The organism is Sphingomonas colocasiae, assembly GCF_019880585.1.
GTDB classification, from domain to species: domain Bacteria; phylum Pseudomonadota; class Alphaproteobacteria; order Sphingomonadales; family Sphingomonadaceae; genus Sphingobium_A; species Sphingobium_A colocasiae.
Genome location: NZ_JAINVV010000004.1, coordinates 1218225 through 1244461 on the forward strand (window position 1 = coordinate 1218225; position 26237 = coordinate 1244461).

The following is a 26237-nucleotide window of genomic DNA, read 5'->3' on the forward strand; positions in this document are numbered from 1 at the left end:
CCGATGCCGGTGCTTGCGGACTCGTCGATGCCGGCCGCAGCGCTTGCGGACACGCAACTGGCCGATCCGAAACAGGAAGCGCAGGCGACCGCGCTCATGGAAACATTGCGCTGCGTCGTGTGCCAGGGCCAGTCGATCGCGGACAGCGATGCGGAGATCGCGGGCGATATGCGCGCGATGGTGCGCGAGCGGATCCAGCGCGGTGAGACGCCGGACCAGATCCGCGCCTGGATGATCGAGCGGTACGGCGAATGGATCAGCTATGATCCTCCATTGTCCGGGCGCACCGCCATATTGTGGATCGCGCCGCTGCTGTTGCTGGGTGCGGGCGTCTGGCTGGCGCGTGGACGGTTTCGCAGGAGGCGGCGCTGATGGGCTGGGTGATGGTCATCGCGATGGCGGCAGTCGCCTTCCTGGCACTGTGGCGTATCGGCCGACTGCCGCGGCAGAGCTGGGAACTGGTGGGCGCCGGCCTGTTGCTGGGGCTTGCCGGCTATGCCTGGCAGGGCAGCTCGGGGCTTGCCGGCACGCCGCTCGCCGCGAGATCGGCGGCCGCCGAGATCGATCCCAAGCTGATCGAACAGCGCAAGGCGATGATGGGCAGTTTCGGCACCGAGGCGCAATGGCTCGACACCGCCGACACCTTCGGCCGGCTCGGCTCCACCCGCGATGCGGTGACGGTGATGCTTGGCGGCGTGCGGGCCTATCCAAAGAGCGCGGACATGTGGGTCGGGCTCGGCAACGCGCTGGTCAACCATGCCGACGGCATGATGACCCCGGCCGCGCAATACGCCTTCCAGACGGGCGCGACCTTGTCGCCCGAGCATCCAGGGCCGCCCTTCTTCATGGGGCTTGCGCTCGCCCAGTCCGGCCAGTTCGACAAGGCCGAAGCGATCTGGAGCGCGCTGCTCGCACGCACGCCGCCGCAGGCGCCGTGGCGCGCCGATCTGGAGGCGCGGCTTGGCGCGTTGCGGGTGCAGCTTGGCCGGCCGCCGGCGCAGGAACCGTCCGCACCGGCACCCGATCAACGCGCGTCCTGACTTTGGAGCTGGCCTGTCATCCCCACGTGCGCGGGGATGCCAGGTTTGGCCGACAGGTCAGTTGAAGGGCAGATCGAGCGCTTCGGCGACAGCCTGATGCCGGATCTTGCCGCCCGATACGTTCAGGCCGGCCGCGAGATGGGGATCGGCGGCCATCGCCGCCTCCGCGCCCAGATTGGCGAGCCGCAGCGCGAAGGGCAGGGTGGCGTTGTTGAGCGCGAAGGCCGATGTGCGGGCGACCGCGCCGGGCATGTTCGCCACGCAATAATGGATGACGCCCTCCACCTCGAACACCGGGTCGTCATGGGTGGTTGCGTGACTGGTCTCGAAGCAGCCGCCCTGGTCGATCGCGATATCGACCAGAACCGATCCGCGCTTCATCGTCTTCAGCATGTCGCGCGTCACCAGCTTGGGCGCGGCGGCGCCGGGCACCAGCACCGCGCCGATCACGAGGTGCGCGTTCTTCACCGCCGCCGCGATCGCCGCCTTGCTGGCATAGGCGGTCTTGATCTGGCTGGAGAAGAACATGTCGAGTTCCGCCAGGCGATCGTTGCTGATGTCGTAGATGGTCACGTCGGCGCGCATGCCGACCGCCATCTGCGCCGCGTTCACGCCGGCGACGCCGCCGCCCAGGATCGCGACCCGCGCGGGGGCGACCCCGGGCACGCCGCCCAGCAGCACGCCGCGTCCGCCCTGTTCCTTCTCCAGATAATGCGCGCCGACCTGTACCGACATGCGCCCGGCGACTTCGGACATCGGCTTGAGCAGTGGCAGGCCGCGGCTGGGCGAGGTCACCGTCTCATAGGCGATGCAGGTCGCGCCCGACTTCATCAGCCCTTCGGCCTGGGGCTTGTCGGCGGCCAGGTGGAGATAGGTGAAAAGCAGATGGCGGGGCTCCAGCAGCGCGATTTCCTGCGGCTGCGGTTCCTTCACCTTCACGATCATGTCGGCCTTCGCGAACACTTCGGCGGCGGTGGCCGCGATCGTGGCGCCAGCGGCGACATAGTCGTCGTCGCCGAAATCGATGCCCGATCCGGCCCTGGTTTCGACCACCACGTCATGGCCGGCCGCGATCAGTTCGGCGACCGACGCGGGGGTCAGGCCGACGCGATATTCGTGATTCTTGATTTCCTTGGGAACGCCAATGCGCATCGCTCTCTCCTGTATCAGGATTTGGCGCAGAATAATCCCGATCGGGCGGGAAGTGCTTGCAAAATGAAGGGATGTGAAGGCGTTGATCGGGATGTGATTGTGCAGATTCCGAAATTTGTGCAAGATGATCTGGCATGGATGCAATAGACCGCAAGATTCTCGCTCAGCTCGTCAACGACTCGGCGCTGACCAGCGAACAGCTCGGCGCCCGCGTCGGACTGTCGCCGTCCGCAGCGCATCGGCGGGTGAAGGCGCTGGAGGAGGACGGGCTCATCCTCGGTTATCGCGCCCGGCTGTCGAGCGCCGCGCAAGGCAATCCGTCGACCGTGTTCGTATCGGTCACTCTGGTCGATCAACGCCAGGCGACGATGATGGCGTTCGAGGCCGCGCTCGCGCGCACAACCCAGGTCCGTGAAGCCCATCTGATGAGCGGAGAATCCGATTATCTGATCAAGGTGCTGGTGCGTGCAGACGACAGTTATGAACGCGTCCACCGCGAAATCCTCTCGGCGCTGCCTGGGGTCCACCGGCTGGTCACCCAGTTCACGATCCGTACGCTGGCGGCGGGGGATTGATATCCGGATGGATGAGCTAAGCTCGTCGTATCCGGATATCAGCCCGCGCGGGGGGCTTGAGCGTCGCTAGAGCCTGAATCAGGCTCTACTCCGATGGTTTAGGTGCGGATGCATCTGCATCCCTGCCCCATCGCACGGGCCGCATATTGCTGTGCGATGAACGAGGTGCTAATGGCCCGCGGGCTCCATTGCCGGGGCGGTTGAGAGTCGGTCTTTTATGGCCTTTTTCCTAGACATTCTGGCGCGCTGACGCCCCCATGAGCACATCGGCAACGGATGTGGAGGCTGACGGGTCTTCACACGCACCGGACAGCCAGCCTCTGGTGAAGCTGGCGGTCGCGGCGATCGGCATCGTCTTCGGCGACATCGGCACCAGCCCGATCTACGCCTTTCGCGAAACCTTCACGTCCGAGCATCACAGGCTCCCGCCCGATCAGCTCCATATCTATGGCGTGCTGAGCCTGATCTTCTGGTCAATGATGATCGTGGTGACGATCAAATATGTCAGCATCATCATGCGTGCCGACAACAAGGGAGAGGGCGGCAGCCTTGCCCTGCTCGCGCTGATCAACCGCGAAACGGGCAGCGCCAAGCGCTGGACCGCGCCGATCGTGATGCTGGGCGTATTCGCGACCGCCTTGTTCTACGGCGATTCGATGATCACGCCGGCGATGTCGGTGTTGTCTGCGTCCGAAGGTCTGGTCACCGTCGATCCGCATTTCGGCCCCTGGGTGCTGCCGATCGCGGTTGCCATCCTGATCTTCATCTTCTCGATCCAGGCGCGGGGAACCGCGCGCGTCGGCCAGCTTTTCGGCCCGATCATGCTGGTCTATTTCATGACCATCGCCGTGCTCGGGTTGATGCACGTGATCCGCGACCCTTCGGTGCTGATCGCGCTCAACCCCTGGTATGCCGTCCAGTTCTTCATGGCCGAAAAGCTGCTGGCCTTCCTGGCGCTGGGTTCGGTGGTGCTGGCGGTGACGGGCGCGGAGGCGCTTTACGCGGATATGGGGCATTTCGGGCGCAATCCGATCCGTGTCTCCTGGCTGTTCTTCGTGCTGCCCGCGCTGATGCTCAATTATCTGGGGCAGGGGGCGATGATCCTGTCGCTCGATCCGGCGGGCGCCGCAGAGGCGATCAAGAACCCCTTCTTCATCCTCGCGCCCGAGGCTTTCCGTCTGCCGCTCGTCGTCATCGCGCTGATGGCGACGGTCATTGCCAGCCAGGCTGTGATCTCGGGCGCCTTCTCGCTGACGCAGCAGGCGATCCAGCTCGGCTTCATGCCGCGCATGCAGATCCTCCACACCAGCGCCAGCGCGGCCGGGCAGATCTATATTCCGGTGATCAACTGGGCGCTGTGCGTGGCGGTGATCGTGCTGGTGCTGTTCTTCGGATCGTCGAGCAATCTCGCCGCCGCCTATGGCATCGCGGTGACGGGCGCGATGTTCATCGATACCTGCCTGCTCGCCGTCGTGCTGTTCAGCCTCTGGAAGTGGAACAAGCTGGGCGCGACGCTGGCGATCACCATCTTCCTGGTCGTCGATCTCGCCTATTTCGCGGCGAACCTGACCAAGGTGCCCGATGGCGGCTGGTTCCCGCTTGCCGTCGGCTTCTTCGCCTTCACCATGCTCACAACCTGGTCACGCGGCCGCAAGCTGATGATCGAACGGATGCGCGAGGCGGCGATGCCGGTGAAGGTGTTCGTCACCTCCGCCGCCAATTCGGCGACGCGCGTGCCCGGCACCGCCGTGTTCATGACGTCGACGGCGGACGGCGTGCCGCATGCGTTGCTCCACAATCTCAAGCACAACAAGGTGCTTCACGATCGTGTTATACTGCTGACCGTGAAGATCGCCGACGTGCCCTTCGTCGTGCAGGAGAATCGCTGCATGCTCGAGGATCTCGGGCAGGGGTTCCACCGGCTCGTCATCAAGTTCGGCTTCATGCAGGAACCCGATGTGCCCGCCGCGCTCAAGCTCGTCACCGGCTGCGGCGCCGAATTCAAGATGATGGACACCAGCTTCTTCCTCGCGCGGCAGACGCTGCTGCCGTCGGAACGGCCGGGCATGGCGCTGTGGCGCGAGCGGCTGTTCGCCTGGATGATGCGCAATTCGGAAAGCGCGATGGACTTCTTCAAGCTGCCGACCAACCGGGTGGTCGAACTCGGCAGCCAGGTCGAGATCTAGATCGGCTTTCGATGAGCAGGTCTCATCGAAAGCCGATCGAGCCCGCGCGGCGTTTGAGCGAAACGATCCCGGATGCGCGAGCGTCCTCGGGATCGCATACGGCATCCGCGCCGATCATCGTGTCGGCTCTGTTCGGTGCGAGCGATCATGCGCGGCTGACCGCGCTGCGAACCGAACATTATCCGGCCGAGCGTAACCGGCTCGACGCGCATCTGACGCTGTTCCACCATCTGCCGCCTTCGGTGGCGCCGGAGTTGCGCGCGCGGTTGGGGGAGGCGGCGAGGGCGCGTCCGCCCGAAGCGATGATCACGGGGATCATGGATCTGGGCCGGGGCACCGCGTACGCTGTCTCCAGCCCGCCGCTGGAGGATATCCGCGACGCGCTCGCCGATGCCTTCGATCCGCTGCTGATACCGCAGGATCGCGCGCCCTGGCGGCCGCATGTGACCATCCAGAACAAGGTGGAACCCATGGCCGCACGCGCGCTCCAGCGTAGCCTTTCCGCGGGTTTCAAGCCCAGGCCGCTCACGATCTCCGGGCTTGCCGCATGACATTATCGCGACGGTTCATGGGAAGTTGCATCGCGCCATCCGTTCCGTGGTTGACCGACTCCCCAAGCCTCACTATAGCCCGCCTCCGCGCTACGGCGCACGCCTTGGGGCGGAGTAGCTCAGCTGGTTAGAGCAGCGGAATCATAATCCGCGTGTCGGGGGTTCAAGTCCCTCCTCCGCTACCATTTCTCAATGCAGCAGAAAATCAGATTGCCCTTGGCCAATGGCTGTTCCGGGGTGATCACATCCTGGCCTTTGGATGGCCATGCTTGCGGATTTCGCGCGTAATCGCGGCCGATTGCCGCCTTCTCCATATTTCCGGCACCCGCCGGCATCGATCTACAGGTTGTTGACTCACGCTTTGTGTGGCAATCGCTTCTGCTCAAAGCGGGCGCAAGCATATGAATTCGGTTTCATGGACTGATATGAGGCGGTGTTCCACAATATGCACGTGCCGCCGATGTGCTTGTAGTGTCGCTGGGTTGTGTGTGATTGCAAATGTGCTCGTTGCGGAAACTTCATGATGGCTGATTGTATTGTTTTTGACATACGTCAGCTGCAAAAGAGTATTTTACTCTATAGGCCAGTAGATCGGATATTCGTCCATCTTATCGATGGGGTGATTTCATCTGTTCCGGAAGAAGTGTCCGTAAAAATCTTTGCGAATCATGCGCAAGAGATCCCATCCGCCGTTGCGCATCTGTCTGAACGCGTCGTCTGTTCTCTGCCCTTTTCTCGAGAGCCGGTGATTGTCGTCGAGCTGGCCGGTTCGGGCGCAGGGTTGCGAGATTTGTTTTCGCCTCAGCTTCGGGCGATGACCCAGGTCGTCACCATAGTCGATGGCGGCTTGGCCGATCCGGCGGATGGCAGGCAGATCCTGGTGCTTCGTTTGCGTTCGACGGCGAGCGACTGTGAGGCCGATGAGGAACTGAGGGTGGCGCTTCCCGTTATCGTGGAAGAAGATCTGCGCGGGGAACCCGATCCGCTGGACGCCACCCAGCTGGAAATGCTCTTCGGCGACTCGGTTCCTGTCATAGCGGTTGATGGAGCCCTGGCGACGGACAAGGATATCATGCGTGCTGTGCTGGGCCTGACCCGGCGCAATCCGGCACGGATTCTCGTCTGCGGCGACAGGAGCGTCGTCGATGCGCCTGAGATTTCAGTCCTGCGTGCCGGCCCCGCGCTGCTGGCGCGGATCGCACGCCGATCACTTGCTGTGCTGGTTCCCAGGGAAGGCGGTGCCGAAGCCCTGTCGATGTCGGAGGTTATGCAGTTTGGAGGCCGGTGCGTCGCCGTGGGAGATGTGCTGGAGGTGCAGGACATAGGTGAATTGGCGGCATTGCCGGTCGTTCCGTCACCGCGGCACGAAAGGCCGGACTATGGTGCGCTCTGGGCCCGCATCGTGGCATCGCTGCCGACAATCTCTCCGCCTGCGGTCCCGGAGCGACCCAGGATTGCCCTAGTCACGCCGATCTTTCCGCAAAAGGGCGGCCCCCCGCATTCGTCGCTGGATTTTGCAATGGCGCTGGCGGAGGTTGCGGACGTTGAAATCTGGACTGACGGCGACATGCTTCCGGCGCACCGCTCTCGGGTGAACGCCGTATTTCGGCTGGATGGGCATTTCGATCCCGAGCGCTATGACGGGATCGTCTATGTGCTCGGCAATCATCCGATGTATCTGAAGATCTTCGATCTGATGCGCGAACATGGTGGTGCGCTTATTCTTCACGACGCGCACATGATTGATTTCCTCAATCATCGTTACGGCGGCAAGCGACTTGGCGCCCTTCTGTCGGAGGAATATGGTGCCCCGGTCGATGTGTCTGATCCGGGACGGGTCATCGGTAATCTCGCCAGTTACGGGCGCCCTTTCCTTCAGGAGATTGTAAGGTACGCGAGCCCTACCATCGTTCACAGTCCGACGTCGGCGGCGCTGCTGCGCAGCCTCTACGGTGTTGAGGCGAGTTATTTTCCGGTGGCCATGCCCTATCCATTCGAGCGAAGCGAACTGACGTCAGAAGCGCGCCTTCAAGCGAAGCTGGCCCTGGGTATCGCACCCTCGCGCCCCTGCATCGCCTCTTTTGGTGAAGTGCACATGCTCAAGGGGGCAAAGCAGTGCCTGTTCGTCATGAAGGAACTCGCTGATTGGGGGATCGACTTCCAGTTTCTTTTCGTCGGACCGGTCGATCAGGTGCTCGGTGGCGAACTGAGGGATCGTATCGCGCAATATGGGCTGCAGGACCATGTCATGATAAAGGGCGCTGTATCCGAGGCGGATTACATTCAACATTTGAAGGCGGTCGATATCGTCCTTCAGATACGGCAGATACCGTTCGGGCAAGTGTCGGGAGCGCTTCTCGATGCGGTTTCGGCGGGTATGCACGGCGTGGCGTCGGAAAACCTTGCCCGATCGATCGAGGCTCCGGCGATGGTGCGGCGGGTCAGCGACAAGGCATCGCCCACCATATATGCGGAACAACTGGCCGAGATGATCCGGGCGAAAAGTTATGAAGAGCGGCCTGGCCCGGGATGGGAGGACTTTGCCGCAAGACATGACTTTGGCCGGTACGCGCGGAAATTTCTGTCCCTTCTCTTCCCTGGCCGGCATTGAGAGCGGCTGGAATGACGACAGCCAGTCTCGCGCAGGCCCTGATCCGCGACAAGTTCCTTATAAATTTCAATAATCTCGTGTCGAATCCGATGCGAACGGGTATTCAGCGCGTCTGCTATGAATTCTGCTCTCGCTGGCCTTATCTGGACGATACGATCGCTTTCGTCGAATTGGGCATGGACCGGATCGGGATACTCGATCCCGGTTTCTTCGAACACGTGCGCGAACTGTTCGAGGAGAATGACGATATCCTGAGATCGCTTGCCCGGGAATTCGACGACCTCGCGATCGACTCCAGCCCTGGCTGGATCGGACTTCTTTCCGCAAGGAACCGTATTCTCTGCGAAGTGTCGGTCGTCGAGGCCCTGGAAGCCTGTCGCGCCGTCATCTCACTCGAGGAATCCCTGAATCTGGAATTCTTCAGCCTTGCCGCCGCGACGCGCCCTGAGAAGATATTCAATCTATGCCATGATTTCCTGTCATGGACGCATTCGGAGTTTTTCTCGACCGACTGGCGTACGGCTGACAACGTTGCGTTGTCCTTGGCGAACAGGCGAAAATACACGCATAATATCTTCACTTCCACCACGACACGCGACGTGTTTGTGAACCGGATCAATCGTGGCGACAATCGGCCTTATCGCGTCATTGCTCCCGGTGCCGACGGTCTCGGCCGCACCTACAGGAAAACCGCACCACGATCGCTTGAGTTCCTCGTGGTGGGCACTCTCGAACCTCGCAAGCAATCTTTGCACATCTTGCGGGCATTCGAGCGGCTACAGGCCCAGGGGCATGACGCACGTCTATGCTTCGCCGGCAAGATGGGGTGGCTGGAACCAGACGACAAATTGGAATTGAAGGCTGCCTTCGAGCGTCACGCCTGGTTGCGCTGGGTCGACAGCCCCGCAGACGACGAGTTGCGGGATCTCATGATGGATTGCCGCGCGACGATCTATATGTCGGTGGCAGAGGGCTTCGGATCACCGCCGGTGGAGAGCCTGGCGCTGGGCGTTCCCTGCATCGTGACCGCCGACCTTCCCAGCATTCTGGATCTTGCTTCCGGCGGCCAACTGCGTGTGGCGGCGCACGATGGTGACGGGCTCGAACAGGCTGTGCGCAGCCTGCTCGACGACGACGCGATCCTGGCCTTGCAGGCCGAGATTGAGACGCTGGCGTTGCCGACATGGCAGGCATTTGTCGATGGCCTGGCCGCCTTGATCGTGGAAAAGGCGCCCCCATCGCCGGATTATGAGTCATCGACGAGTTATAAGTCCCGCCTTGGCATCCTGGCCTCGCTGACGTTGATGAGGCAGTTGGATCGGACCGAACTCATCGAGCACCTGCTTGGCGGCGCCATTCCCGGTATTGGCGAGCGGGATGTGATCCGGTGGCAGATCAAGGCGGAACGAGCGGGCTGGTCCAACGGGGAACTCGTGCTCAATCTTTTGGCAGCCTACCCACGGATGCTTCCCGCGCGCCTGGTGAACGATGCCGTGGCCGGGACTCTGGAAGTGCCGAACTATGTGCCGACCAACTTTGCCAAGCAATGGCAGGCACGGTTTCGACGACTCATGCGGATCCCCGCCTTTCCTGCATTCTATGATGCAATCTATACGGACTTGCTGATGCGCGCTCCGGCCCCCGATGAGGTTGGGGCGCACATGCCCTATGACGAACGCGAGCAATTGCGTACGACATATCTGCGCACCGCGATCGGGAGCAAGGAGTATCGGGAGCGGCTTGCTTCGGGCGTTCTGCACAAGTCTCCGGAGGGGTATTTCGACGCGGTTGCGTTGCCCACGATCGGCTGGAAGCTGCATGTGCTCGATCAACTCGCCAACGAGGCTGCGGTTGAAAGGGCGATGCTGGTTGATGACGACGGAGAATTCCTGGAGATCGCCAGTCTCGATCTGACCGGACAACTCCCCTCGCGAGATGCCCGGGCACGTTTCGAGACCGTGCTGCGGTCGCGGCATGGGCGCGAGAAAGTCCTGCTTCGTCTGCTTCTGTCGGAAGCTTGCCTGCGACGGGTGAGGGATTCGGGCAGTCATCTCGACCTGGTCCACCAATTGGCGACTCGCGCGAAGCTGGCGGCGCCGAAACGCATCGACGTGCACGCGATCGCCGGCAAGGTAAATGCCGTCATCGCGCTTCCAACCCGCCAGCTCTTGGCGGGATTCTCGGTGTTCTTTGGACGAACGCCCAAATCTGCGGAATTGGCGCTGGTCGACATCGAACAGGGCGCGCCCGGGAATGGGAATGACGCACGACTGCTTGCCGCCCGGTTGCTTCTCTATGGAACCTTGCGGGGCGATATCGCCTCGTCGTCGCTGTTCGTCTCGTGGTCTGCCGAGTGTCTGAATGCGAACCGCTCGGCGTCCCTCGTGCAACGGCCCACTGATCGCCAGTTTGTTTCGCCTGGAGCGGCATTTGCCGAATTCTTCGGTCGCGAGCCGGAAGGCGCGGAAGGTTCGGTTCTCGCAGATGCCGCCGCAGATGGCCTGGAGCGGGAATTGATCGTCGATGCGGTGCGCATCGCGGCGATCCGGGCTGGCATGATCAGCGATCTTGCCGTTGAACTCGACCATTTTGCCCGGAGCGTTTCGCAACTGACCACACAGTTCGATCGGTTGGACATGCTCGCGGATCGACTGCTGGCCGCCGCTCCGGAGCAAAGGGGCAAGGCCTGGAGCAGGCCCTTGCCGCTTGCCAAAGACAATGTGAGTTCCGATTCTCCCGCCGCAAGTGAGCCCGGGCTGGTCGCGCGCGCGCGGATGCCCGACGGCGAAGTCGTGACCGTCGATCAGTTGATGGCCATCGATGGAAGCGATTTTGTGCGCGAGGCCTATCGCAAGCTGCTGTTGCGCGAAGCCGATGAAGGCGGACTCCAGACCTATATGAAAGCGCTTCGGGGTGGCCGCAGCAAGGCGGCGGTGATCTACAGCCTGCGCACAAGCGCAGAGGGCAGGGCTGCCGATGCCAATCTGGTGGGCCTCGAAGACCTGCTTGCCCGCCAGCGCAAGATGCGGCGCTGGCCGGTCCGGAAACTGCTGCAGCTTGTCGGCGTTTCCCTCTGATTTTTCTCCTGAACTGAAACGAGATCATCAAATGTTCGAACGGCTGATCCACCGAAACGTCCGGGCACGTGCGCCGTTGCGTCTGGGTTTGGGAGGCGGCGGTACGGATCTGAAGCCCTATTGCGACGACTTTGGCGGTGTCGTGCTCAATGCGACGATCGATCGCTATGCCTATGCCCATCTTGCAAGCCGGGATGATGCCCGGATCCTGTTCCGCGCTGATGATCTGGGGCGGGAGGACGAGCTGGCCTGCGATCTCGATTTCGAGATCCGTGAAGGTCTCGTCCTGCATCGCGCGACATACAAGCTCATGATGGAACGTTACAATGACGGGCGGGCCATGCCGCTCACCATTTCGACCACGATCGACGTGCCAGCCGGATCGGGCCTGGGCGCGTCCTCGGCGCTGACGGTGGCGCTAATCGAAGCCTTCGCGCTCGCGATGAAGCTGCCGCTCGGGCCCTATGAGATCGCTGAAATGGCCTATGATCTGGAACGGGTTCAGCTTGGAATGCTCGGTGGCAAGCAGGATCAATATGCTGCAGCGTTCGGCGGCTTCAACTTCATCGAATTTCTGAAGGGCGGCAGCGGGGTCATCGTCAATCCGCTCCGCCTGCACCGCGAATATCTGAACGAGTTCGAATCCTCACTGGTCATCTGTTTTAGCGGACAGTCGCGGGAGTCTGCGCGGATCATCGAGGATCAGGTCTCCGGCTTGAAGCAGATGGACGACAGGACGATCGCTTCGATGCATGAAATCAAGAACCATGCGATCAGCATGAAAACGATGTTGCTCGGCGGGCAGATCCGGCAGACGGCCGACGTGCTGCAACAGGCTTGGTTATCCAAGAAGAACACGGCCTCGACCATTTCCAACGGGACTATCGACAGCTTGCTCGACGTTGCCCTGGGCAATGGGGCCTGGGGCGGCAAGGTCTCGGGTGCGGGCGGGGGTGGTTTCATCATGCTGCTGGCCGACCCGTCCTTGCGTCATCGCCTGATCGAGGCCCTCAACGAGGCGGGGGGGCAAGCCAGCGCGGTGCGCCTGACTTTTGAAGGCGTGGAAGCCTGGTCGGTGCCGGAATGATGGCAATGGCGACGGGGGCGGAGTGCTATCCGCATGGTTGATCAATGCGCGATCCTGCTCGGAGGCCTGGGCACCCGCCTCGGAACCCTGACTCGCGAGACGCCCAAGCCGCTGCTGCCGGTCGGCGGCACGCCGTTCATCGAACTGCTGATTCAGGAAGCGTGGCGGAAGGGTTTTCGCGACGTGGTGCTGCTCGCCGGGTACAAGTCGGAACGTGTGTTCGATTTTGTGGAGGCGCTGCAGACGAATTTGCCGCGGGGGAAGAGCATCGATGTGGTCGTGGAGCCGGAGCCTCTCGGGACCGGCGGCGCTGTCGCCAATGCGCTTCACAGGCTGGATAGCCGTTTTCTACTGTTGAATGGCGACACCTGGTTCGACTGTAACTGGAACGAACTGTGTGCCGACGACGGTTCCGGCGGTGCGGCGCTTGCAGTTCGCGAAGTGCCCTTGGCGGATCGATATGAAACCATCGATTTCGCGCGCGATGGGCAGGTAAGGGCGGTCGTACCGCGTGGCAAGGCCATCGTGCCGCCATATTATGTGAACGGAGGGGCCTATTGCCTGTCTCGGGATCATGTGACCGGATATGGCGAGCGCTTCTCGATCGAACAGGACATATTGCCCGCGCTGGCCGCGGAGGGGAAACTGCACGCGCGAAGCTTCGAGGGGTATTTCCTCGATATAGGCGTTCCGGAATCCTACGAGCGCAGTCAGGTCGAGGTGCCTGCTCAGCGCCGCAAGCCCGCGCTGTTCCTGGACCGCGATGGCGTACTCAATCACGACGATGGCTATGTCGGAACGATCGAACGATTCCGCTGGATCGATGGTGCGAGGGAAGCCGTCCGCCTGGCCAACGACTTGGGCTATTACGTTTTCGTCGTGACCAATCAGGCCGGTGTGGCCCGCGGCTATTATCCGGTGTCGAACGTGCAAGACCTGTTCGACTGGATGAACGAGCAACTGCGCGTTGAAGGCGCCCATATCGACGACTGGCGTTTTTGCCCCCATCATCCGGAAGGCACCGTTGCTGAATACAGCCGGGCCCATCCTTGGCGTAAACCCGAGCCGGGGATGCTGCTCGATCTGTTGGAGCATTGGCAGATAGACATCCGCGCCAGCCATCTGGTGGGCGACCAGGAAACCGACCTTGCTGCGGCTCGCAGCGCCGGCATCGCCGCGCACAAGTTCACCGGCGGAGACTTGCGCGAATTCGTCGCCCCGCTCCTTGTCCGCCAGAATAATTGTACGGAACCTACAGTATGACGCAGCGTATCGCGGAACTTGAGCAGGAAGCGCGTAACTGGCTGACCGGCGTCGCGGCTCCCTTCTGGAGCAGTCGGGGAAGGACCGCATCGGGGCTTTTTCCCGAACGGATGACGCTGGAGGGGATTCCGAAGGACGATTATTTCCGTACCTTCGTGCAAGCGCGTCACATTTATTCGATGGTCGCGGCGGGCAAGGCGGGCTGGACGGGCCCGTGGCGTATGTTGGTCGACGAGACCATGCGCGTTCTGCTCGTGCGCGCCAGGCGCGCCGACGGTTTCTTCGTCCATCGCCTCGACCGGGATGCTGAGATACTCGATCGTCGCGCGGATCTCTACGATCAGGCTTTCGTGCTGTTCGCGCTCGGCACTGCGGGCGGCGCTCTTGCCGAGCCCCTGTTTTTCGATGAGGCCGAGGCTCTGCTCGACACTATCGAGGCCAAGTGGGCGCACCAGCGGGGCGGGTTCAGCGAGGGTGAGATCGTGGATCCCTCCGTCCGCCGCCAGAATCCGCATATGCACTTGCTGGAGGCGTTCAGCGCGCTTCATGAGGCGAGCGGGCGGAAACGGTTCGCCGATGCGGCGTTCGGCATCGCCGATTTGTGCCGAACCCGTTTTATCGATCCCGCGTCAGGAGCACTGCTCGAATATTTTGACGAGGACTGGACGGCGGCACCCGGGGAGCAGGGGCGCATCGCCGAACCCGGCCATTGCTTCGAATGGGCCTGGCTGTTCGAGCGCCTGGCTTCGTGGGGGGGGGCCAACGCCGTCGCTGCTTCCGACGCGTTGACTGGTTTCGGCCGCCGATGGGGCATCGACCGCGAACGCGGCGTGACCATCAATGAAGTGCTGACCGACGGGGTGGTGATCAATGGCAAGGCCCGCCTCTGGCCGCAGACCGAACGGCTGAAGGTGGCGGTGGTGCGCTATCATCGGACCGGAAGCGAAGAGGACTTGGGCGAAGTGGCCGATGCCTGGCTTGGCCTGCGCGTTTACTTCCTGCCCGGCATGCCGAGCTTGTGGCGCGACAAGATGAATGAGGACGGGAGCTTCATCGAGGAACTGGCGCCTGGCAGCTCGCTGTACCATATCTCCTGCGCGATCGGGGAGTTGTGCTCCCTGCGCGATATCTAGGGCATCGTGCGGAAAAAGCCCGCCCTCCCGCGCGGTCGGGGATCGGTCTTCCGCAGAAGCCATATGATCGCAAACATCAGGAGCGATTTCCAGTCGGATGGCCCCATCTGACGACTCGAATCCGCAGGTCAGCGAAGCTTAAATCACGTTGATGCAACAGCTTGCTGCGCACTTCGCGATTCAGGTCTTGCGAAGTCCGCCCCAAGCGGCGCCCATACGGGGCTCCCGATGGCTTTTTCCGGTCGATCCCTCCTGGGCGGCCAGCAGTCAGACCAGTTCGCAGATATGATCGATTTGACGTTGAAACAGGGGATGTGGCTCGATTGAACCGGCGGCAAGCCGTTCATAGCTTTCGAAGCAGCCCGTAAGGAAGCTCGCCAGGTCGAGCGGCCGGTAGCTGCCCACATTCTTGAATGTATAGCTACCGGGCACTCCCAATGCCTCGCCGATTTCCGGATAGACCGCAAAGCCGGCGCCGGCTGCGAGATTGTCGTGCGGAACGATGGCATTGGCGAAGGGCTTCTTGTTTAGGGCGCGCAAAAGTTCGGCGGCGATGTCGTGCAAGACATGGATGCGCGGGTGGTTGATGCTGTACATGAACGCGCCTTGCCGGCCCCATGATCGGATCGGAAGGCTGATGTCGAGCCCCAAGCCCGCCAGTTCGCCGATCAGGCGGTCACGTTCGGGCAACCACATGCCCATATAGCCGCAGCGTTCGAGAAAGCTGCCGGTAAAGCGTTGGATTGTATCGGCGACGCTCATTTTCTTGAGGAAGCAGGCATAGGCGATTGCTGAATGATAGTCGCCGGCCGGTCCACCGACCGGGCGGCCATCATGCAGGAGATAGACAAGATCGGGGTGGAATGCCCGGCACGTGAACATCGGAAGGGCGATATGGTCGGCGATCCTATCGATCCGGGCGGACGCCAACTCGGCCTTGACGCCGTCGGCGATGAACAGCTTGCTGTAGCGCTCCATTTCCGAATTGAAGCGCTCGGGATCCGAGTTGAAGAGGAGGGTATCCACGCCGGTGACAAGGACATCGTCGGCCTGCGCCTGAAGGCAATTGGCGAGGCCGAAGGTCTGGCAGTTCGAAATGACGAGCCACTGCTCCATGAATGACATCAGATCCTCACACTATCCATGATTTCTTCGTCGCAGACGATGTCGCTGGCCGAGGCTGAGCGTACGGCCTCGGGCGCGATGTCGGTGGCCGTGCTCCCGCGTCCTTCGATGTAATTATTCATGAAGCAGCGCATCGCATGGGAAACACCCAGTGCATTCACCTCGCGCCAGTCCGGCTGGTAGTAGAGGCCGCCCGAAAAGCTGCCGGTGATGATCTCGTAGGAGGGGAAATAGTCCACCCAATCGAATTCCCTGATCGCCATTTCAGCCGCCACGCGTAGCACGGACTTGCTGTAGGTGGTCGAGACGAGCACCGAGCGCGGCTCATATGTCGCGATCAAGGGAATTGGGGAGACTGTCAGCAGGACTTTGACACCGGGATTGATGACGTGGAGCTTTTCCAGGAAGCGGCTCAGTGCGTCATAGGTCTGGGCCACGTCGAAATTGACGAATTCATGCTCTGTATCGTCGAAAGCGCCCCCCACGACCCCTGGGGCGGCCGAAAAGACCGATCCGTCCCGACGCGATCGCCAGGCTTCGGTCAGGCCCAGGGTGAAGACGAAGATGTCGGTGTCCTCGAACAGGCGGCGTACCGCGGCAAGGTGCCTGCTCCTGTCCGCGAGAACGGCATCCTCATCGGCGAAGCCCGGCGGTTCGACTTGCTGGCGGTAGGGGTCAATGAAACGCCCGTCCGGCCTGATCCACGCCCGATCAAGGGGAACGCGTTCGCCGAAAGCCTCTTCGAAGAGCTGCAGCAGTTGGACGGTGGTGTAGATATTGCCGTAGCGTGCGGAAAAGACGCCGTAATTGTTGGCCACGCGCGCCTGTTCATCGAAGCCTTCGCCGGTTTCAGTGACGAGATAATTGAAACCTGACGCCATGATCCGCCGCGATATGTGCTGCGCAAAACAGCTTCCGGCCGTACCGACCTGGGCATTCCGCCCGATCTTGAAACGCGTTTGCGTCACAGGATCGATCCGGTGAGGTTCGACCGTGGAAATCGATCGGCGCCAGAATTGATGGGCTGGTAGCCCCTTGTAAGGGCTGGACGAAGTCTCGTCCCTATCCGCCGGACGCGTCTTCACCGCCAGGCTCTTCAGCAACAGGCCGAGATTGCGGCCGTCGTCGCCCATGCCATAGCGGGAAGGCTGGCCAGGATGGTCGATGTTGAGCAGGATCTCCAGCGGCTTGCCGACGTTATCCTCGGCAAGCGACACCGGTACCTCCAGGATTTCGCGTTGAAAGTGTGCGGAGAAGCGCAGGGTTGCAGCGGTTGTTCCATTCACGATGACCGTCACAAGCTGTGCACCGATATCCGGGGCGACGAAGGGCCGGGCGTCCAGCGTCAACACCAGTTCCCGTGGCCGGTCGGTATCGCCGGCAACCATGATCCGGGCGATTTCACCATCTGTCCATCGACCGATTGGTTCGACTCCCGAGAAGCCATCCAGTGAAAGATCCAGGTGGGGCTGTGTGAAGTCGAATTCCTGGAGAATGATATTCGCGCTCATGGTGGCCTTTTCGATGCGGCATCAAGCCCGGTTGAGGCGGAGGGGCGTGGCCGCCTTCCTAGAGTGATTTCGAGGCAGGTGGAATCACCTCCCGGCTCGGGGATCGCGGTCAACACACAATTGCCATGGGATGATCCGCTTCGATCTGAACCGGATCGCCTGTGGCACCTGCGTCAGGCGGCGGATGGACTGGCGTTCATTGCCGGCAACAAGGCATCATTCCACAGGCCGTCATGGATATCAACGAATTGCAAAATTCGATCATTCTTCGCGAACGGTCGATCGGCTTTTCGATGGCTCAGCCGGTTTCGTGCAGGTTGCGCAGATGCGCCTCATAGGCCTGATCGAAATCGGGATAGAACAGCATGTCGCCATCATGGAGGACGGCAAATCGGCCGCAATGCCTGCGCACATATTCCGGATCGTGCGAAATGATGAGCATCGCGCGATCTCCGCGCTTCTCGAACAGCTCGACTTCGCAGCGTTCGTGAAATCTGGCATCGCCGACGGCGCTCACCTCGTCGATGAGATAGCAGTCGAATTCGATGATCATCGAGACGGCGAATGCCAGCCGTGCCCGCATGCCCTGTGAGTAGGAGCGAACCGGTTCTTTAAGATAGAGGCCCAGCTCGGTGAAATCAGCGACGAAATCGATGTTGCGCTGATAATCCTGCCGGTAGATCCGGCTGATGAAACGGACGTTGTCGAGCCCTGTCAGCGCGTTCTGGAAAGCGCCTCCGAAAGCGAGCGGCCAGGATACCGACATGTCCTGCGTAACCTTGCCTGATGTCGGTCGCTCGGCGCCGCTCAAAAGCCGCGCCAGCGTGGACTTGCCGGCACCGTTGCGGCCCAGCACGCCCAGTTTTTCGCCACGCGCGAGCGCGAACGATATATCCCTCAGCACGACCCTGTCGCCGGCGCGGGTGGGGTAGATCTTGTGGACGTGTTCGGCCGTGATCATTCGGGCGTGATTCCCCTGTTGATCACGGCGGTTTGGGCCAGGGCCAGAACGGTGAGCACCACACAGCAGGTAAGCATGTAGAGGAGATCGTAGTGAACGCGGACTTGGTCGCCGAAATAGCCCTGGCGCACAATCTCGACGCCGTTCACCATCGGCACGTAAAGAGCATATTTCTGTGCGGCGGGCGGGAGCGCATCGACCATGAAGGCCGCGCCGGACAATGGAAAGGCCAGGTAGGAGATCGGGTGCCACAGCCTTTCGACAAGTTCGCTTTTCTCCGACAGAGCGCCCAGGAACATGCCGAGACCGGCGCCGAACCATGCGATCATGAACCATCCCCCGGCCACGACGAGCACATCGACGGGAGGATCGAGCCATCCGATATAGATGTAGAAGAGGCTGAGCGTCATGAACGAGATTGTCGCGCCGCCCGCTTCCAGGAGGATGCGAGCCAGAAAAATATCGATCGGGCGGACATTGCGGTGATACATCAACGCCAGGTTGGGCTGGATCGCGCCAATGCAACGCCCCGGCATGTTGCGCCACAACAGGACGCTGGAATAGCCCGTGAGCGCGAAGGCGACGATTGGCAGCGAGGAACCATGCAGCGACTGTGTGAGCGTCCACAGGATCGTGACGCCGGTCGTGAACAACATGGGTTCGATGAACAACCAGAGAAAGCCGATATTGTGCCGTCCGTAGCGCGTCAGGATTTCGCGCATCAGCAGTGCGTAGATCACGCGCCCCTGAATTTGCGCGCTTCGTCCGATGGCTGCGAGCTGCGAAGGCATGGCGTGACGCTCAGTCCCGATGCTCGAGCATCCCGGCAACCAGCATGCTGATGATGGCCCAGGCCGCAAGCCCCAGGATCAGGGTTGAGAGGATGCCACGCAACCTGCGTGGTTCCAGCGGATCGTCGGGAAGGTTGGGTTGCACGATGCGCTCGACATAGGCCTGTTTGCGCCGCGCTTCATTGCGGGCGTCCTCAAGCGAAGCCATCGCGCTGGCGAGTTGCTTGTCGGCGAATTGACTCTCAAGCCATAGCCGCTGGTAGCGCGCGGCGCGCGTGGACAGGGACTTGCTGCTGCCAGCCACCTGGCCAAGCTGATCATCGATCTCGGCGGCAAGGCCGGCCGCACGCGTGTCGAGCACCGCGATCTGAGGATTCTGCGGCGTGAAGGCGCGCAACTGGCGCAATTGCGTGCGTGTGGCGATCAATTCGTCCTGCAGCTTGGAGATCATCTGGATCTGCACCTGCGCCTGCTTCTCGGGATCGACCACCCCCGCCTGGTTGCGATAGGTCGACAGGGCCAGCGCCGCATCCTGCGACTTGCGCTTGGCATCATCCACCTCGACCTGTGCGAAGCGGATCAGGTCCTGTTTGCCGCGTTCGTTGAGCTTGTTGACCGTTGCTTCCGCCATTTCCAGCAATTGTTCGTTGAAGCGGCGGGCATCCTGTGGGGTGAACCCACGCACGCTCATTGTCACAATCGATGAGGTCGTATCCTGATCGATGGCCACCTTCTTTTCGTAATATTTATACAGATCTTCAAAGGTACCAGCGAAGCCGATGGGGTTGAAGCGGTCGAAGATCGAGACGGATGATCCCGTATAGGCTCGCGCGAAGGCTCCGTTCTTGTTCAGGGCGCTAAGGGCGTCGCGGGACAATACGAAGCTTTGTGCCGCGTAGATCTCGTCTCCGGCATTGGCAAAGCCGGTGCTTTTTAGCAATACGCCCAGCCCCGTGCTTGCCGGTTTGTCGGGGCTCCTCACGATGAAACGGGATTCGGAAATATAGACATCCGACGCGAAGATTCCGAAGTACAGCATTGCGGCCAGCACGGGCGCGATCACCGTTACAAAGAACAGCGATCCAATGCGTCCCATTCTTTTTCTCAGAATATTCAAGATTCCGGATTGCTGTCCTGCCGTTTCCAAGCTGTCCTGCCGTATTTCAGCGAGCGAAGCCATGTTCGCGTCGACATTATTCATCACTCGACGATCCTGCGCCCGCATTCGCGGTCTCCGGCTGCGAGCAAGCGCAAGCCCATAGCCGCAAGTCCATTTTGCGTCCAGCCTAAGAAAGGAGGGGGCGTAGTGGCGGGGATCGTGGCGGAGTCTCCGCAGCTTGATCTGTTGCCCGGTTTGCGCCATAATCGGGCTCACCAGGCCGATGCCCCCCAATTGTACATATTTGGCTGAATTCTCGATGAAAAAATCAGTTGCTTCAGCCCGCGTCATGGGAGTGGGGTGCCTTGCCGCATTGCTTTCCGCCTGCGCCACCATGCCTTCGTCGGGGCCGTCCGCACGGAGCGTGGGCAAGATTGATGAGCGGGCTGCGGCGGATTTCCCTATCAAGGTCATCGACGTTACCGACAGCGTGGCGAGGAACATCCTGGCCAGCAGACGGCAGACGTTGTTTTCCGAGGAGCTGGGCGATGGCCAACCGATCGGATCGGTGATCGGTCGAGGCGATGTTCTCGATATCGCCATCTGGGAAGCGCCGCCGGCGGCGCTGTTCGGCGGTGTGGGAGGGGATTCCCGGCTGGCGGCATCCTCGGCGTCGTCGAGCCCCACGGCACGCGGTACGGTCCTGCCCGAGCAGATGGTCGACAGCGATGGGCAGATAACGATCCCGTTTGTCGGCAGCGTCCAGGCAGCGGATCGCACCCCGCAGGATATCGCGCGCGAGATCACCGCGCGCCTGCGGGGCAAGGCACATCAACCACAGACGATCGTGCGGCTCGTGCGCAATGCGGCGGCGAATGTGACGGTGGTGGGAGACGTATCGAGCAGCGCCAGGGTTCCGCTGACATCCCGGGGCGAGCGTATCCTGGACGTTCTGGCGAGTGCGGGCGGCGTCAGGCAGCCGGTCGGCAAGACGACGATCCAGATCACGCGGGGCGCGAAAGTAAGCATGCTTCCACTGGAGACGGTGATCCGGGATCCGCGACAGAATGTTCGCCTCAGGCCCGACGATGTGATGACCGTACTGTTCCAGCCGTTCAGCTTCACCGCGCTGGGCGCTACCGGCAAGAACGAGGAATTGCCGTTCGAGGCGACCGGATTGACGCTGGCGCAAGGGCTCGGCCGGGTCGCTGGCCTGCAGGACGCGCGCGCCAATGTGAAAGGTGTATTCATCTTCAGGCTCGAGAATCCGGAGGCATTGGATCCCGCGATCCGCGCGACGGCAAGGTTGACGCCCGACGGCAAGGTTCCGGTCATCTATCGGATCAACATGAAGAATCCCGAGACCTTCTTCATTGCGCAGAGCTTCCCGATCCGCGACAAGGATGTGCTCTATGTCTCCAACGCGCCGCTGGCCGATATCCAGAAGTTCGTGAACGTCATCTATTCGACCTTGCTTCCGGTGGCGACGACCGCGACAGCCATGTGACCGCTTTGATACGATCGATGCGCGTCCTTTGATGGCTATTCGCTTGCCAACCTTTTTCAGCCTGTTGCCGTCGCGCTTCGACGAAATCGTGGGTACGCGGTTCATGCGCGGCGTCCATGTCCGGCGTCGGCGTGCGCGCAAGGGCAAGGGGATTGCGGAGCTGGGGGGGAAGCCCAGATTGTTCGTGGATTTGGCGGTGATCAGCAAGCATGACGCCGGCACCGGCATCCAGCGCGTGGTGCGGGCGCTGGCGCTGGCGTTAAGCGCCTCCGCGCCGGAAGCGGGTTGGGATATCCGTTTCGTATCCGCGACCAGGCGCAAGGGGTATCGCCCGATTTCCTGGCCGCTCCAGGAACATGTGGAGCATGTCGCGGAAATCGAAGGGCGACCCGGCGATGTTTTTCTGGGGCTGGATTACGCGCTGGATACGATCCGCTGGCATCGACGGCAGCTTGCGCGGTTTCGGCGCAATGGTGGTCAATTATGGTTTCTCGTCCATGATCTGCTGCCGTTGCAGCGGCCGGACTGGTTTTCGCGTAATACCGGGCTGCGCTACAAGGCATGGCTGGATGTGCTGGCCGGCCTGGCGGACGGTTTCCTCTGCAATTCGCACCAGACCGAAACGGATCTGCGACAGGCGCTGAACGAACGTTACGGGCTGACGGATGGCTATCGGACGAATGTTATCCCGATGGGATCGAACATCCTGGAATCATTGACCGTCGCCTCGGCGGGCAAGGGCGCTGACATTGCGCCGCGGTTCGACGTTGCGGTTCCGTATTTCCTTATGGTCGGCACCCTGGAGCCAAGAAAGGGGCATGAGGACATTCTCCTTGCCTTTGATGCGTTGTGGCGCCTGGGGGCGAGGGAGAATCTGGTGCTGGTGGGGCGCCAGGGCTGGCAGGTCGCACCTTTGGTGGAGTGGATAGGTTCACATCGCGAGCACGGGGCCAGATTGTTCTGGTTCGACGATGTCGGTGATCAGGAGTTGGTCGAAATCTACAAGGGGTGTGCGGGCGTCATCATCGCCTCGCATGCGGAGGGCTTCGGCTTGCCGCTGATCGAGGCGCTGAACAATGACAAGCCCGTGCTCGCTCGCGATCTTGCGGTTTTTCGCCCACATGAAATTCACGGTGTGCGGTATTTCCCGGCCGATGCCGGGACTCAAGACTTGGCGGAGAATATTCGCTGTTGGGTTGATGACGTGCTTGCGGACCGTATCGCGGTTACACAACCTGAGTCCGACTGGCGTCTTTCCGCGACCAAATTATTGGCGGCATTGCTTCCGGGCGTCTGACGGGCAGTGCTGCCGCCTCGTTTCGTGCCGCTCCGCCGATCCCGTGCCGAGGCATCGAATCGCTATCAGCCGGCGCCACGCTCGCCATCCAGCGCGCCGCGCACGCCGACTGGTCGCCAGGGTTGGCCGATCCGCGCTTCCAACCTGTCGCGCAGGCCCCAGAGCCAGTTCACCCTTCGCTCCGCGATGCCGGGCAGGCTGAGCAGATCGGCGCCAAGCCATGGCAGAAACGGGTTGCGCCGAGCATATGACCAGATCTCCACCCGCTCACCTGGCCGGGCCGCAGCGCCGCGGGCATGGAAACCCAGCGTGTCGGCCACTACCAGCGTGTTTCCCGGGACCGCAAATGCTTCTGGCTCCCCCAGTTTCATCGCGGCAAGATCATCCGGCGAGACACGCGGGGAGCCGCGCGCCGAGAGCCGGTCGATCGCGCGCGGGTCCGCCATGCTGCGGCGGCGTTCCCAGTCGAGCCGCTCGGGCGTGAAGCGGTGCGAGCCGCGCACAAAGGTGAACGGTCCCTCGTCCGCGGCGACGGGATTGAGAAACAGCCAGGCCTTGAGCGAGGAATGGAAACTGTCCGCATGCAGCGTTTCCTGCGGGTCCGCCTCATTGCAGCCGTCATGGCTGACGATGGTCTGGATATAGTGCAACGGTGTCGTGCGAAAGCTCGCGACATAGTGGAACAGCGCCGTGAGGTCCGCGCGTGCGAGCAGCGCTCCTACGGACGGAATCGCGGCAAGCATCGCGGGGTCGATCGCCAGCCTGCGGGTGATCGCATCACCCTGCCGCATCTCGCGCGCGGGGCCTTGATAGGCGAGGATGCCGCTACGCATCGCCGCGAACTCGGATGGGGGAAGCACGTCATGGATGACGACGAAGCCGTCGCGGTTGAACGCCTCGCGCCAGTCCGTCCGCACCTTGCGTGCGAGCCGGCGACGGCGCCAGGCGCAGAGCCTTGCTGCCAGCCGGACCCTTGCGACATGGAGACCTCGCGCGTTGAACCGCTGCGATCCCAAAATCGGGTTGTCGAGAAAGCTCTTCGCGGATGTGGCGAGTTGCAACGCCCAGATCGGAGCCTTGAGCCAGTTCGCGATCCGCGTGCGCAGCCTCGTTCCTGTTTCACCCGCGAACGCCATGTGCCGCCATTTCTTCCAACAGCGGGGCAGATGCAACCGGTAATCCGGCCCCTCTCGTTGTTCGGAGGCTGATTTGCGCCGATATCAGCCTGTCTTTGCCACCGCGTCGATCGCCTGGAGTTTTATCAGCAACGGCTCGAACCGTTCCAGCGGCAGCGCATTGGGTCCGTCGGACAGCGCCTGGTCGGGATCGGGGTGGGTTTCCATGAACACCCCTGCGACGCCCGCCGCGACCGCCGCGCGGGCCAGCAACGGCACGAACTCGCGCTGGCCGCCTGACCGTTCGCCAAGACCGCCGGGTTGCTGCACGGAATGCGTGGCGTCGAACACCACCGGGCAGCCGGTTTCTGCCATGATGGCCAAGCCGCGCATGTCGGAGACGAGCGCGTTGTAGCCGAACGACGTGCCGCGCTCGCACAGCATGAAGGCATCGGGATCGTGCCCCGCAGCGGTGGCGGCATTGCGCGCCTTGGCGACGACCTGCTTCATGTCGGCCGGCGCCATGAACTGAGCCTTCTTGATGTTGACCGGCTTGCCGCTTGCCGCCGCCGCCGCGATGAAGTCGGTCTGCCGCGCGAGAAAGGCAGGGGTCTGCAGCACGTCCACGACTTGCGCCGCGGCTGAGACCTGTGCGGGTTCGTGGACATCGGTGAGCACCGGAAGGCCGGTTTCCGACCGCACCTTTTCAAGGATGCGTAGGCCTTCATCCATGCCGAGGCCGCGGAACGATCTGTCCGAACTGCGATTGGCCTTGTCGAACGAACTTTTGAAGATCAGCAGCAGATTCAGCCTGCTTGCCACGTCTGCCAACGTTTCGGCGACGGAAAGCGTCAGTTCCTCGCTTTCGATGACGCAAGGCCCGGCAATCGCAAATAAAGGAGATCTCGCGTCGATCTTGTAGTCACAGAGGATCATGATGTGCCTGCCAGCTTGATTGTTGAAGCGTTCCGGATTCTCGCATGCCGCCCGCTCAATGCGCGCGCATGTGATGCAAGGCACATTCCCTGGCGGGGAATGAAATGGCTGGCAATCCCTTGCGGGTTCAAATATGCCCTCTGCTCTCCCACAAGCGTAAGTACTCGAATATGCGTAATGTACCGAGTGCCATGACTGCCGATATACTCCCGACCCGCTACGCCGACTCGGCGTTGAAGACGTTGGATATCGAACTCCAGGCGCTGGAAACTCTCAAAGAGGCCTTGCAGGCGCCGGCTCTTGGCCGTTCGGTGGACGAGGCGATTCAGACTCTCGCCGCAACGCCGGGGCGCGTGATCGTCACCGGCATGGGCAAGAGTGGGCATATCGCCCGCAAGATCGCCGCGACCATGCGTTCGACGGGAACATCGGCGCTCTATCTCCACCCCGGCGAAGCGAGCCATGGCGACCTCGGCGTCATCACCAAGGAGGACGTTGTCCTGGCCATCACATGGTCGGGCGAAACGGCCGAACTGGGCGATATCTTTCATTATTGCCGCCGCTACGGCGTGAAGCTGATCGTTGCGACCTCGCACGCGAACAGCACCGCCGCACGCGCTGCCGATATCTGCTTGATCATGCCCCCCGTGCGTGAGGCTTGCCCCAACGAACTGGCGCCGACCTCGTCGACAACGCTGCAACTGGTCCTTGGCGATGCGCTGGCGGTCGCCTTGATAGAGGCGAGGGGGTTCACCTCGTCGGATTTCCGGGTGTTTCATCCCGGCGGGAACCTCGGTGCGCAATTGTGCATGGTGGGCGATATCATGGGGACCGGCGACGCGATTCCGCGTGTCGGCAGCGATGCTTCGCTGACCAGCGCGACGATCGAAATGAGCCGCAAGCGCTATGGCTGCACCGCCGTGGTGGACGGGGCGGACCGGTTGATCGGCGCTTTCACCGATGGTGACCTGCGCCGCTGCATCACGGTATATGATCTCAACGACAATATCGGTCTGCACATGTCCCCCAATCCACTGACGGTGGCACGTGATACGCTTGCCTCGGAGGCGCTGCGGATCCTCAACGAGAACGCCATTTCGGTGCTTTTCGTGGTCGATGCCGACAAGCTGGTGGGGATCGTTCACATGCATGACATCGTCAGAGCCGGTGTCGCCTGATAGAAGCGGGGTGTGAAGCCTTCTCCGCAAGATCCGGCCGCT

General features: G+C 61.8%; 21 protein-coding genes and 1 tRNA gene. 14 read left to right on the top strand and 8 right to left on the bottom strand.

Features of this window, described 5'->3' with window-relative positions; all coding sequences use genetic code 11:
- The first annotated feature begins 3 nt into the window (after window positions 1-3).
- Both K7G82_RS12075 and K7G82_RS12080 read left to right on the top strand, forming a co-directional pair.
- Window positions 4-372, top strand: coding sequence for a cytochrome c-type biogenesis protein (locus K7G82_RS12075; RefSeq protein ID WP_222990281.1), 369 nt, complete (start codon window positions 4-6; stop codon window positions 370-372).
- The gene (locus K7G82_RS12080; protein WP_222990069.1) at window positions 372-1040 is read left to right on the top strand and encodes a tetratricopeptide repeat protein; all 669 of its coding nucleotides are present in this window, start codon (window positions 372-374) and stop codon (window positions 1038-1040) included. Before K7G82_RS12075 ends, K7G82_RS12080 begins: the two co-directional genes overlap by 1 nt.
- Window positions 1041-1097: 57 nt before the next feature.
- On the opposite strand, the gene ald is transcribed toward K7G82_RS12080, so the two are convergent.
- Entirely contained in the window at window positions 1098-2192 is a 1095-nt protein-coding gene (gene ald, locus K7G82_RS12085; RefSeq protein ID WP_222990070.1) for an alanine dehydrogenase, read from the bottom strand.
- 134 nt (window positions 2193-2326) lie between these two features.
- Here ald and K7G82_RS12090 point away from each other — a divergent pair, with 134 nt between their 5' ends.
- The 9 genes from K7G82_RS12090 (at window position 2327) to K7G82_RS12130 (ending at window position 14675) form a co-directional block, all read left to right on the top strand.
- Complete coding sequence (locus K7G82_RS12090; protein WP_222990071.1) at window positions 2327-2767, top strand: Lrp/AsnC family transcriptional regulator; 441 nt, start codon at window positions 2327-2329, stop codon at window positions 2765-2767.
- Window positions 2768-3024: 257 nt separating this feature from the next.
- The gene (locus K7G82_RS12095) at window positions 3025-4953 is read left to right on the top strand and encodes a potassium transporter Kup (protein ID WP_222990072.1); all 1929 of its coding nucleotides are present in this window, start codon (window positions 3025-3027) and stop codon (window positions 4951-4953) included.
- Between the two features lie 11 nt (window positions 4954-4964).
- Window positions 4965-5504 (top strand): 2'-5' RNA ligase family protein, encoded by a 540-nt coding sequence (locus tag K7G82_RS12100; RefSeq protein ID WP_222990073.1) that lies wholly within the window; start codon window positions 4965-4967, stop codon window positions 5502-5504.
- Between the two features lie 108 nt (window positions 5505-5612).
- Window positions 5613-5689 (top strand) — tRNA-Met (locus K7G82_RS12105).
- Window positions 5690-6027: 338 nt separating this feature from the next.
- Window positions 6028-8115, top strand: coding sequence for a glycosyltransferase family protein (locus K7G82_RS12110; protein WP_222990074.1), 2088 nt, complete (start codon window positions 6028-6030; stop codon window positions 8113-8115).
- Window positions 8116-8126: 11 nt separating this feature from the next.
- Window positions 8127-11192 carry a glycosyltransferase gene (locus tag K7G82_RS12115; RefSeq protein ID WP_222990075.1) on the top strand — a complete coding sequence of 1022 codons (3066 nt, stop codon included), beginning with the start codon at window positions 8127-8129 and terminating at the stop codon, window positions 11190-11192.
- A gap of 31 nt (window positions 11193-11223) precedes the next feature.
- Window positions 11224-12279 (top strand): GHMP family kinase ATP-binding protein, encoded by a 1056-nt coding sequence (locus K7G82_RS12120; RefSeq protein ID WP_222990076.1) that lies wholly within the window; start codon window positions 11224-11226, stop codon window positions 12277-12279.
- A 33-nt stretch (window positions 12280-12312) separates the two neighbouring features.
- The gene (locus K7G82_RS12125) at window positions 12313-13542 is read left to right on the top strand and encodes an HAD-IIIA family hydrolase (protein WP_222990077.1); all 1230 of its coding nucleotides are present in this window, start codon (window positions 12313-12315) and stop codon (window positions 13540-13542) included.
- 110 nt (window positions 13543-13652) lie between these two features.
- Complete coding sequence (locus K7G82_RS12130) at window positions 13653-14675, top strand: AGE family epimerase/isomerase (RefSeq protein ID WP_246623424.1); 1023 nt, start codon at window positions 13653-13655, stop codon at window positions 14673-14675.
- A 267-nt stretch (window positions 14676-14942) separates the two neighbouring features.
- Here K7G82_RS12130 and K7G82_RS12135 read toward each other — a convergent pair whose 3' ends face one another.
- The 5 genes from K7G82_RS12135 to K7G82_RS30200 all read right to left on the bottom strand — a co-directional run bounded on the left by K7G82_RS12135 (window position 14943) and on the right by K7G82_RS30200 (window position 20765).
- Window positions 14943-15800 (bottom strand): WcbI family polysaccharide biosynthesis putative acetyltransferase, encoded by an 858-nt coding sequence (locus K7G82_RS12135; RefSeq protein WP_222990079.1) that lies wholly within the window; start codon window positions 15798-15800, stop codon window positions 14943-14945.
- Window positions 15800-17311 (bottom strand): GSCFA domain-containing protein, encoded by a 1512-nt coding sequence (locus K7G82_RS12140; RefSeq protein ID WP_246623425.1) that lies wholly within the window; start codon window positions 17309-17311, stop codon window positions 15800-15802. Before K7G82_RS12140 ends, K7G82_RS12135 begins: the two co-directional genes overlap by 1 nt.
- A gap of 298 nt (window positions 17312-17609) precedes the next feature.
- A complete protein-coding gene (locus K7G82_RS12145) occupies window positions 17610-18272 on the bottom strand; it encodes an ABC transporter ATP-binding protein (RefSeq protein ID WP_222990080.1) in 663 nt (220 codons plus the stop codon).
- On the bottom strand, window positions 18269-19063 hold the full coding sequence (locus K7G82_RS12150) for an ABC transporter permease (protein ID WP_222990081.1): 795 nt from the start codon (window positions 19061-19063) through the stop codon (window positions 18269-18271). Before K7G82_RS12150 ends, K7G82_RS12145 begins: the two co-directional genes overlap by 4 nt.
- Window positions 19064-19073: 10 nt before the next feature.
- Window positions 19074-20765 (bottom strand): KpsE/RkpR family capsule polysaccharide export protein, encoded by a 1692-nt coding sequence (locus K7G82_RS30200; RefSeq protein ID WP_343228564.1) that lies wholly within the window; start codon window positions 20763-20765, stop codon window positions 19074-19076.
- On the opposite strand from K7G82_RS30200, the gene K7G82_RS12160 reads away from it, so the two are divergent.
- Together K7G82_RS12160 and K7G82_RS12165 are read left to right on the top strand one after the other, a co-directional pair.
- A complete protein-coding gene (locus K7G82_RS12160) occupies window positions 20731-21669 on the top strand; it encodes a polysaccharide biosynthesis/export family protein (RefSeq protein ID WP_343228565.1) in 939 nt (312 codons plus the stop codon). The genes K7G82_RS30200 and K7G82_RS12160 overlap by 35 nt on opposite strands.
- A gap of 31 nt (window positions 21670-21700) precedes the next feature.
- Window positions 21701-22966, top strand: a complete 1266-nt coding sequence (locus tag K7G82_RS12165) for a glycosyltransferase family 4 protein (RefSeq protein WP_222990083.1) — start codon at window positions 21701-21703, stop codon at window positions 22964-22966.
- A 65-nt stretch (window positions 22967-23031) separates the two neighbouring features.
- Here the strand turns inward: K7G82_RS12165 and K7G82_RS12170 are convergent, their stop codons facing one another.
- Complete coding sequence (locus K7G82_RS12170) at window positions 23032-24102, bottom strand: phytanoyl-CoA dioxygenase family protein (RefSeq protein WP_222990084.1); 1071 nt, start codon at window positions 24100-24102, stop codon at window positions 23032-23034.
- Window positions 24103-24186: 84 nt separating this feature from the next.
- Window positions 24187-25017, bottom strand: coding sequence for a 3-deoxy-8-phosphooctulonate synthase (gene kdsA, locus K7G82_RS12175; protein WP_222990085.1), 831 nt, complete (start codon window positions 25015-25017; stop codon window positions 24187-24189).
- Between the two features lie 191 nt (window positions 25018-25208).
- Between kdsA and K7G82_RS12180 the strand changes: the two genes are divergently transcribed.
- Window positions 25209-26195, top strand: a complete 987-nt coding sequence (locus K7G82_RS12180) for a KpsF/GutQ family sugar-phosphate isomerase (protein ID WP_222990284.1) — start codon at window positions 25209-25211, stop codon at window positions 26193-26195.
- Window positions 26196-26237: the final 42 nt, after the last annotated feature.

Excerpts from the sequence above, each read along its gene's own strand:
- K7G82_RS12130 (WP_246623424.1), top strand. The coding sequence starts at position 13,653 with ATGACGCTGGAGGGGATTCCGAAGGACGATTATTTCCGTACCTTCGTG.
- K7G82_RS12145 (WP_222990080.1), bottom strand. The coding sequence starts at position 18,272 with ATGATCACGGCCGAACACGTCCACAAGATCTACCCCACCCGCGCCGGC.
- K7G82_RS12120 (WP_222990076.1), top strand. The coding sequence starts at position 11,224 with ATGTTCGAACGGCTGATCCACCGAAACGTCCGGGCACGTGCGCCGTTG.
- kdsA (WP_222990085.1), bottom strand. The coding sequence starts at position 25,017 with ATGATCCTCTGTGACTACAAGATCGACGCGAGATCTCCTTTATTTGCG.
- K7G82_RS12115 (WP_222990075.1), top strand. The coding sequence starts at position 8,127 with ATGACGACAGCCAGTCTCGCGCAGGCCCTGATCCGCGACAAGTTCCTT.
- K7G82_RS12140 (WP_246623425.1), bottom strand. The coding sequence starts at position 17,311 with ATGAGCGCGAATATCATTCTCCAGGAATTCGACTTCACACAGCCCCAC.
- K7G82_RS12170 (WP_222990084.1), bottom strand. The coding sequence starts at position 24,102 with ATGGCGTTCGCGGGTGAAACAGGAACGAGGCTGCGCACGCGGATCGCG.
- K7G82_RS12180 (WP_222990284.1), top strand. The coding sequence starts at position 25,209 with ATGACTGCCGATATACTCCCGACCCGCTACGCCGACTCGGCGTTGAAG.
- K7G82_RS30200 (WP_343228564.1), bottom strand. The coding sequence starts at position 20,765 with ATGGCGATATCGAGAACATCGCCTCGACCGATCACCGATCCGATCGGT.
- K7G82_RS12095 (WP_222990072.1), top strand. The coding sequence starts at position 3,025 with ATGAGCACATCGGCAACGGATGTGGAGGCTGACGGGTCTTCACACGCA.
- K7G82_RS12125 (WP_222990077.1), top strand. The coding sequence starts at position 12,313 with ATGGTTGATCAATGCGCGATCCTGCTCGGAGGCCTGGGCACCCGCCTC.
- K7G82_RS12110 (WP_222990074.1), top strand. The coding sequence starts at position 6,028 with ATGGCTGATTGTATTGTTTTTGACATACGTCAGCTGCAAAAGAGTATT.
- K7G82_RS12075 (WP_222990281.1), top strand. The coding sequence starts at position 4 with ATGCCGGTGCTTGCGGACTCGTCGATGCCGGCCGCAGCGCTTGCGGAC.
- K7G82_RS12165 (WP_222990083.1), top strand. The coding sequence starts at position 21,701 with ATGGCTATTCGCTTGCCAACCTTTTTCAGCCTGTTGCCGTCGCGCTTC.
- K7G82_RS12090 (WP_222990071.1), top strand. The coding sequence starts at position 2,327 with ATGGATGCAATAGACCGCAAGATTCTCGCTCAGCTCGTCAACGACTCG.
- K7G82_RS12135 (WP_222990079.1), bottom strand. The coding sequence starts at position 15,800 with ATGTCATTCATGGAGCAGTGGCTCGTCATTTCGAACTGCCAGACCTTC.
- K7G82_RS12150 (WP_222990081.1), bottom strand. The coding sequence starts at position 19,063 with ATGCCTTCGCAGCTCGCAGCCATCGGACGAAGCGCGCAAATTCAGGGG.
- ald (WP_222990070.1), bottom strand. The coding sequence starts at position 2,192 with ATGCGCATTGGCGTTCCCAAGGAAATCAAGAATCACGAATATCGCGTC.
- K7G82_RS12080 (WP_222990069.1), top strand. The coding sequence starts at position 372 with ATGGGCTGGGTGATGGTCATCGCGATGGCGGCAGTCGCCTTCCTGGCA.
- K7G82_RS12100 (WP_222990073.1), top strand. The coding sequence starts at position 4,965 with ATGAGCAGGTCTCATCGAAAGCCGATCGAGCCCGCGCGGCGTTTGAGC.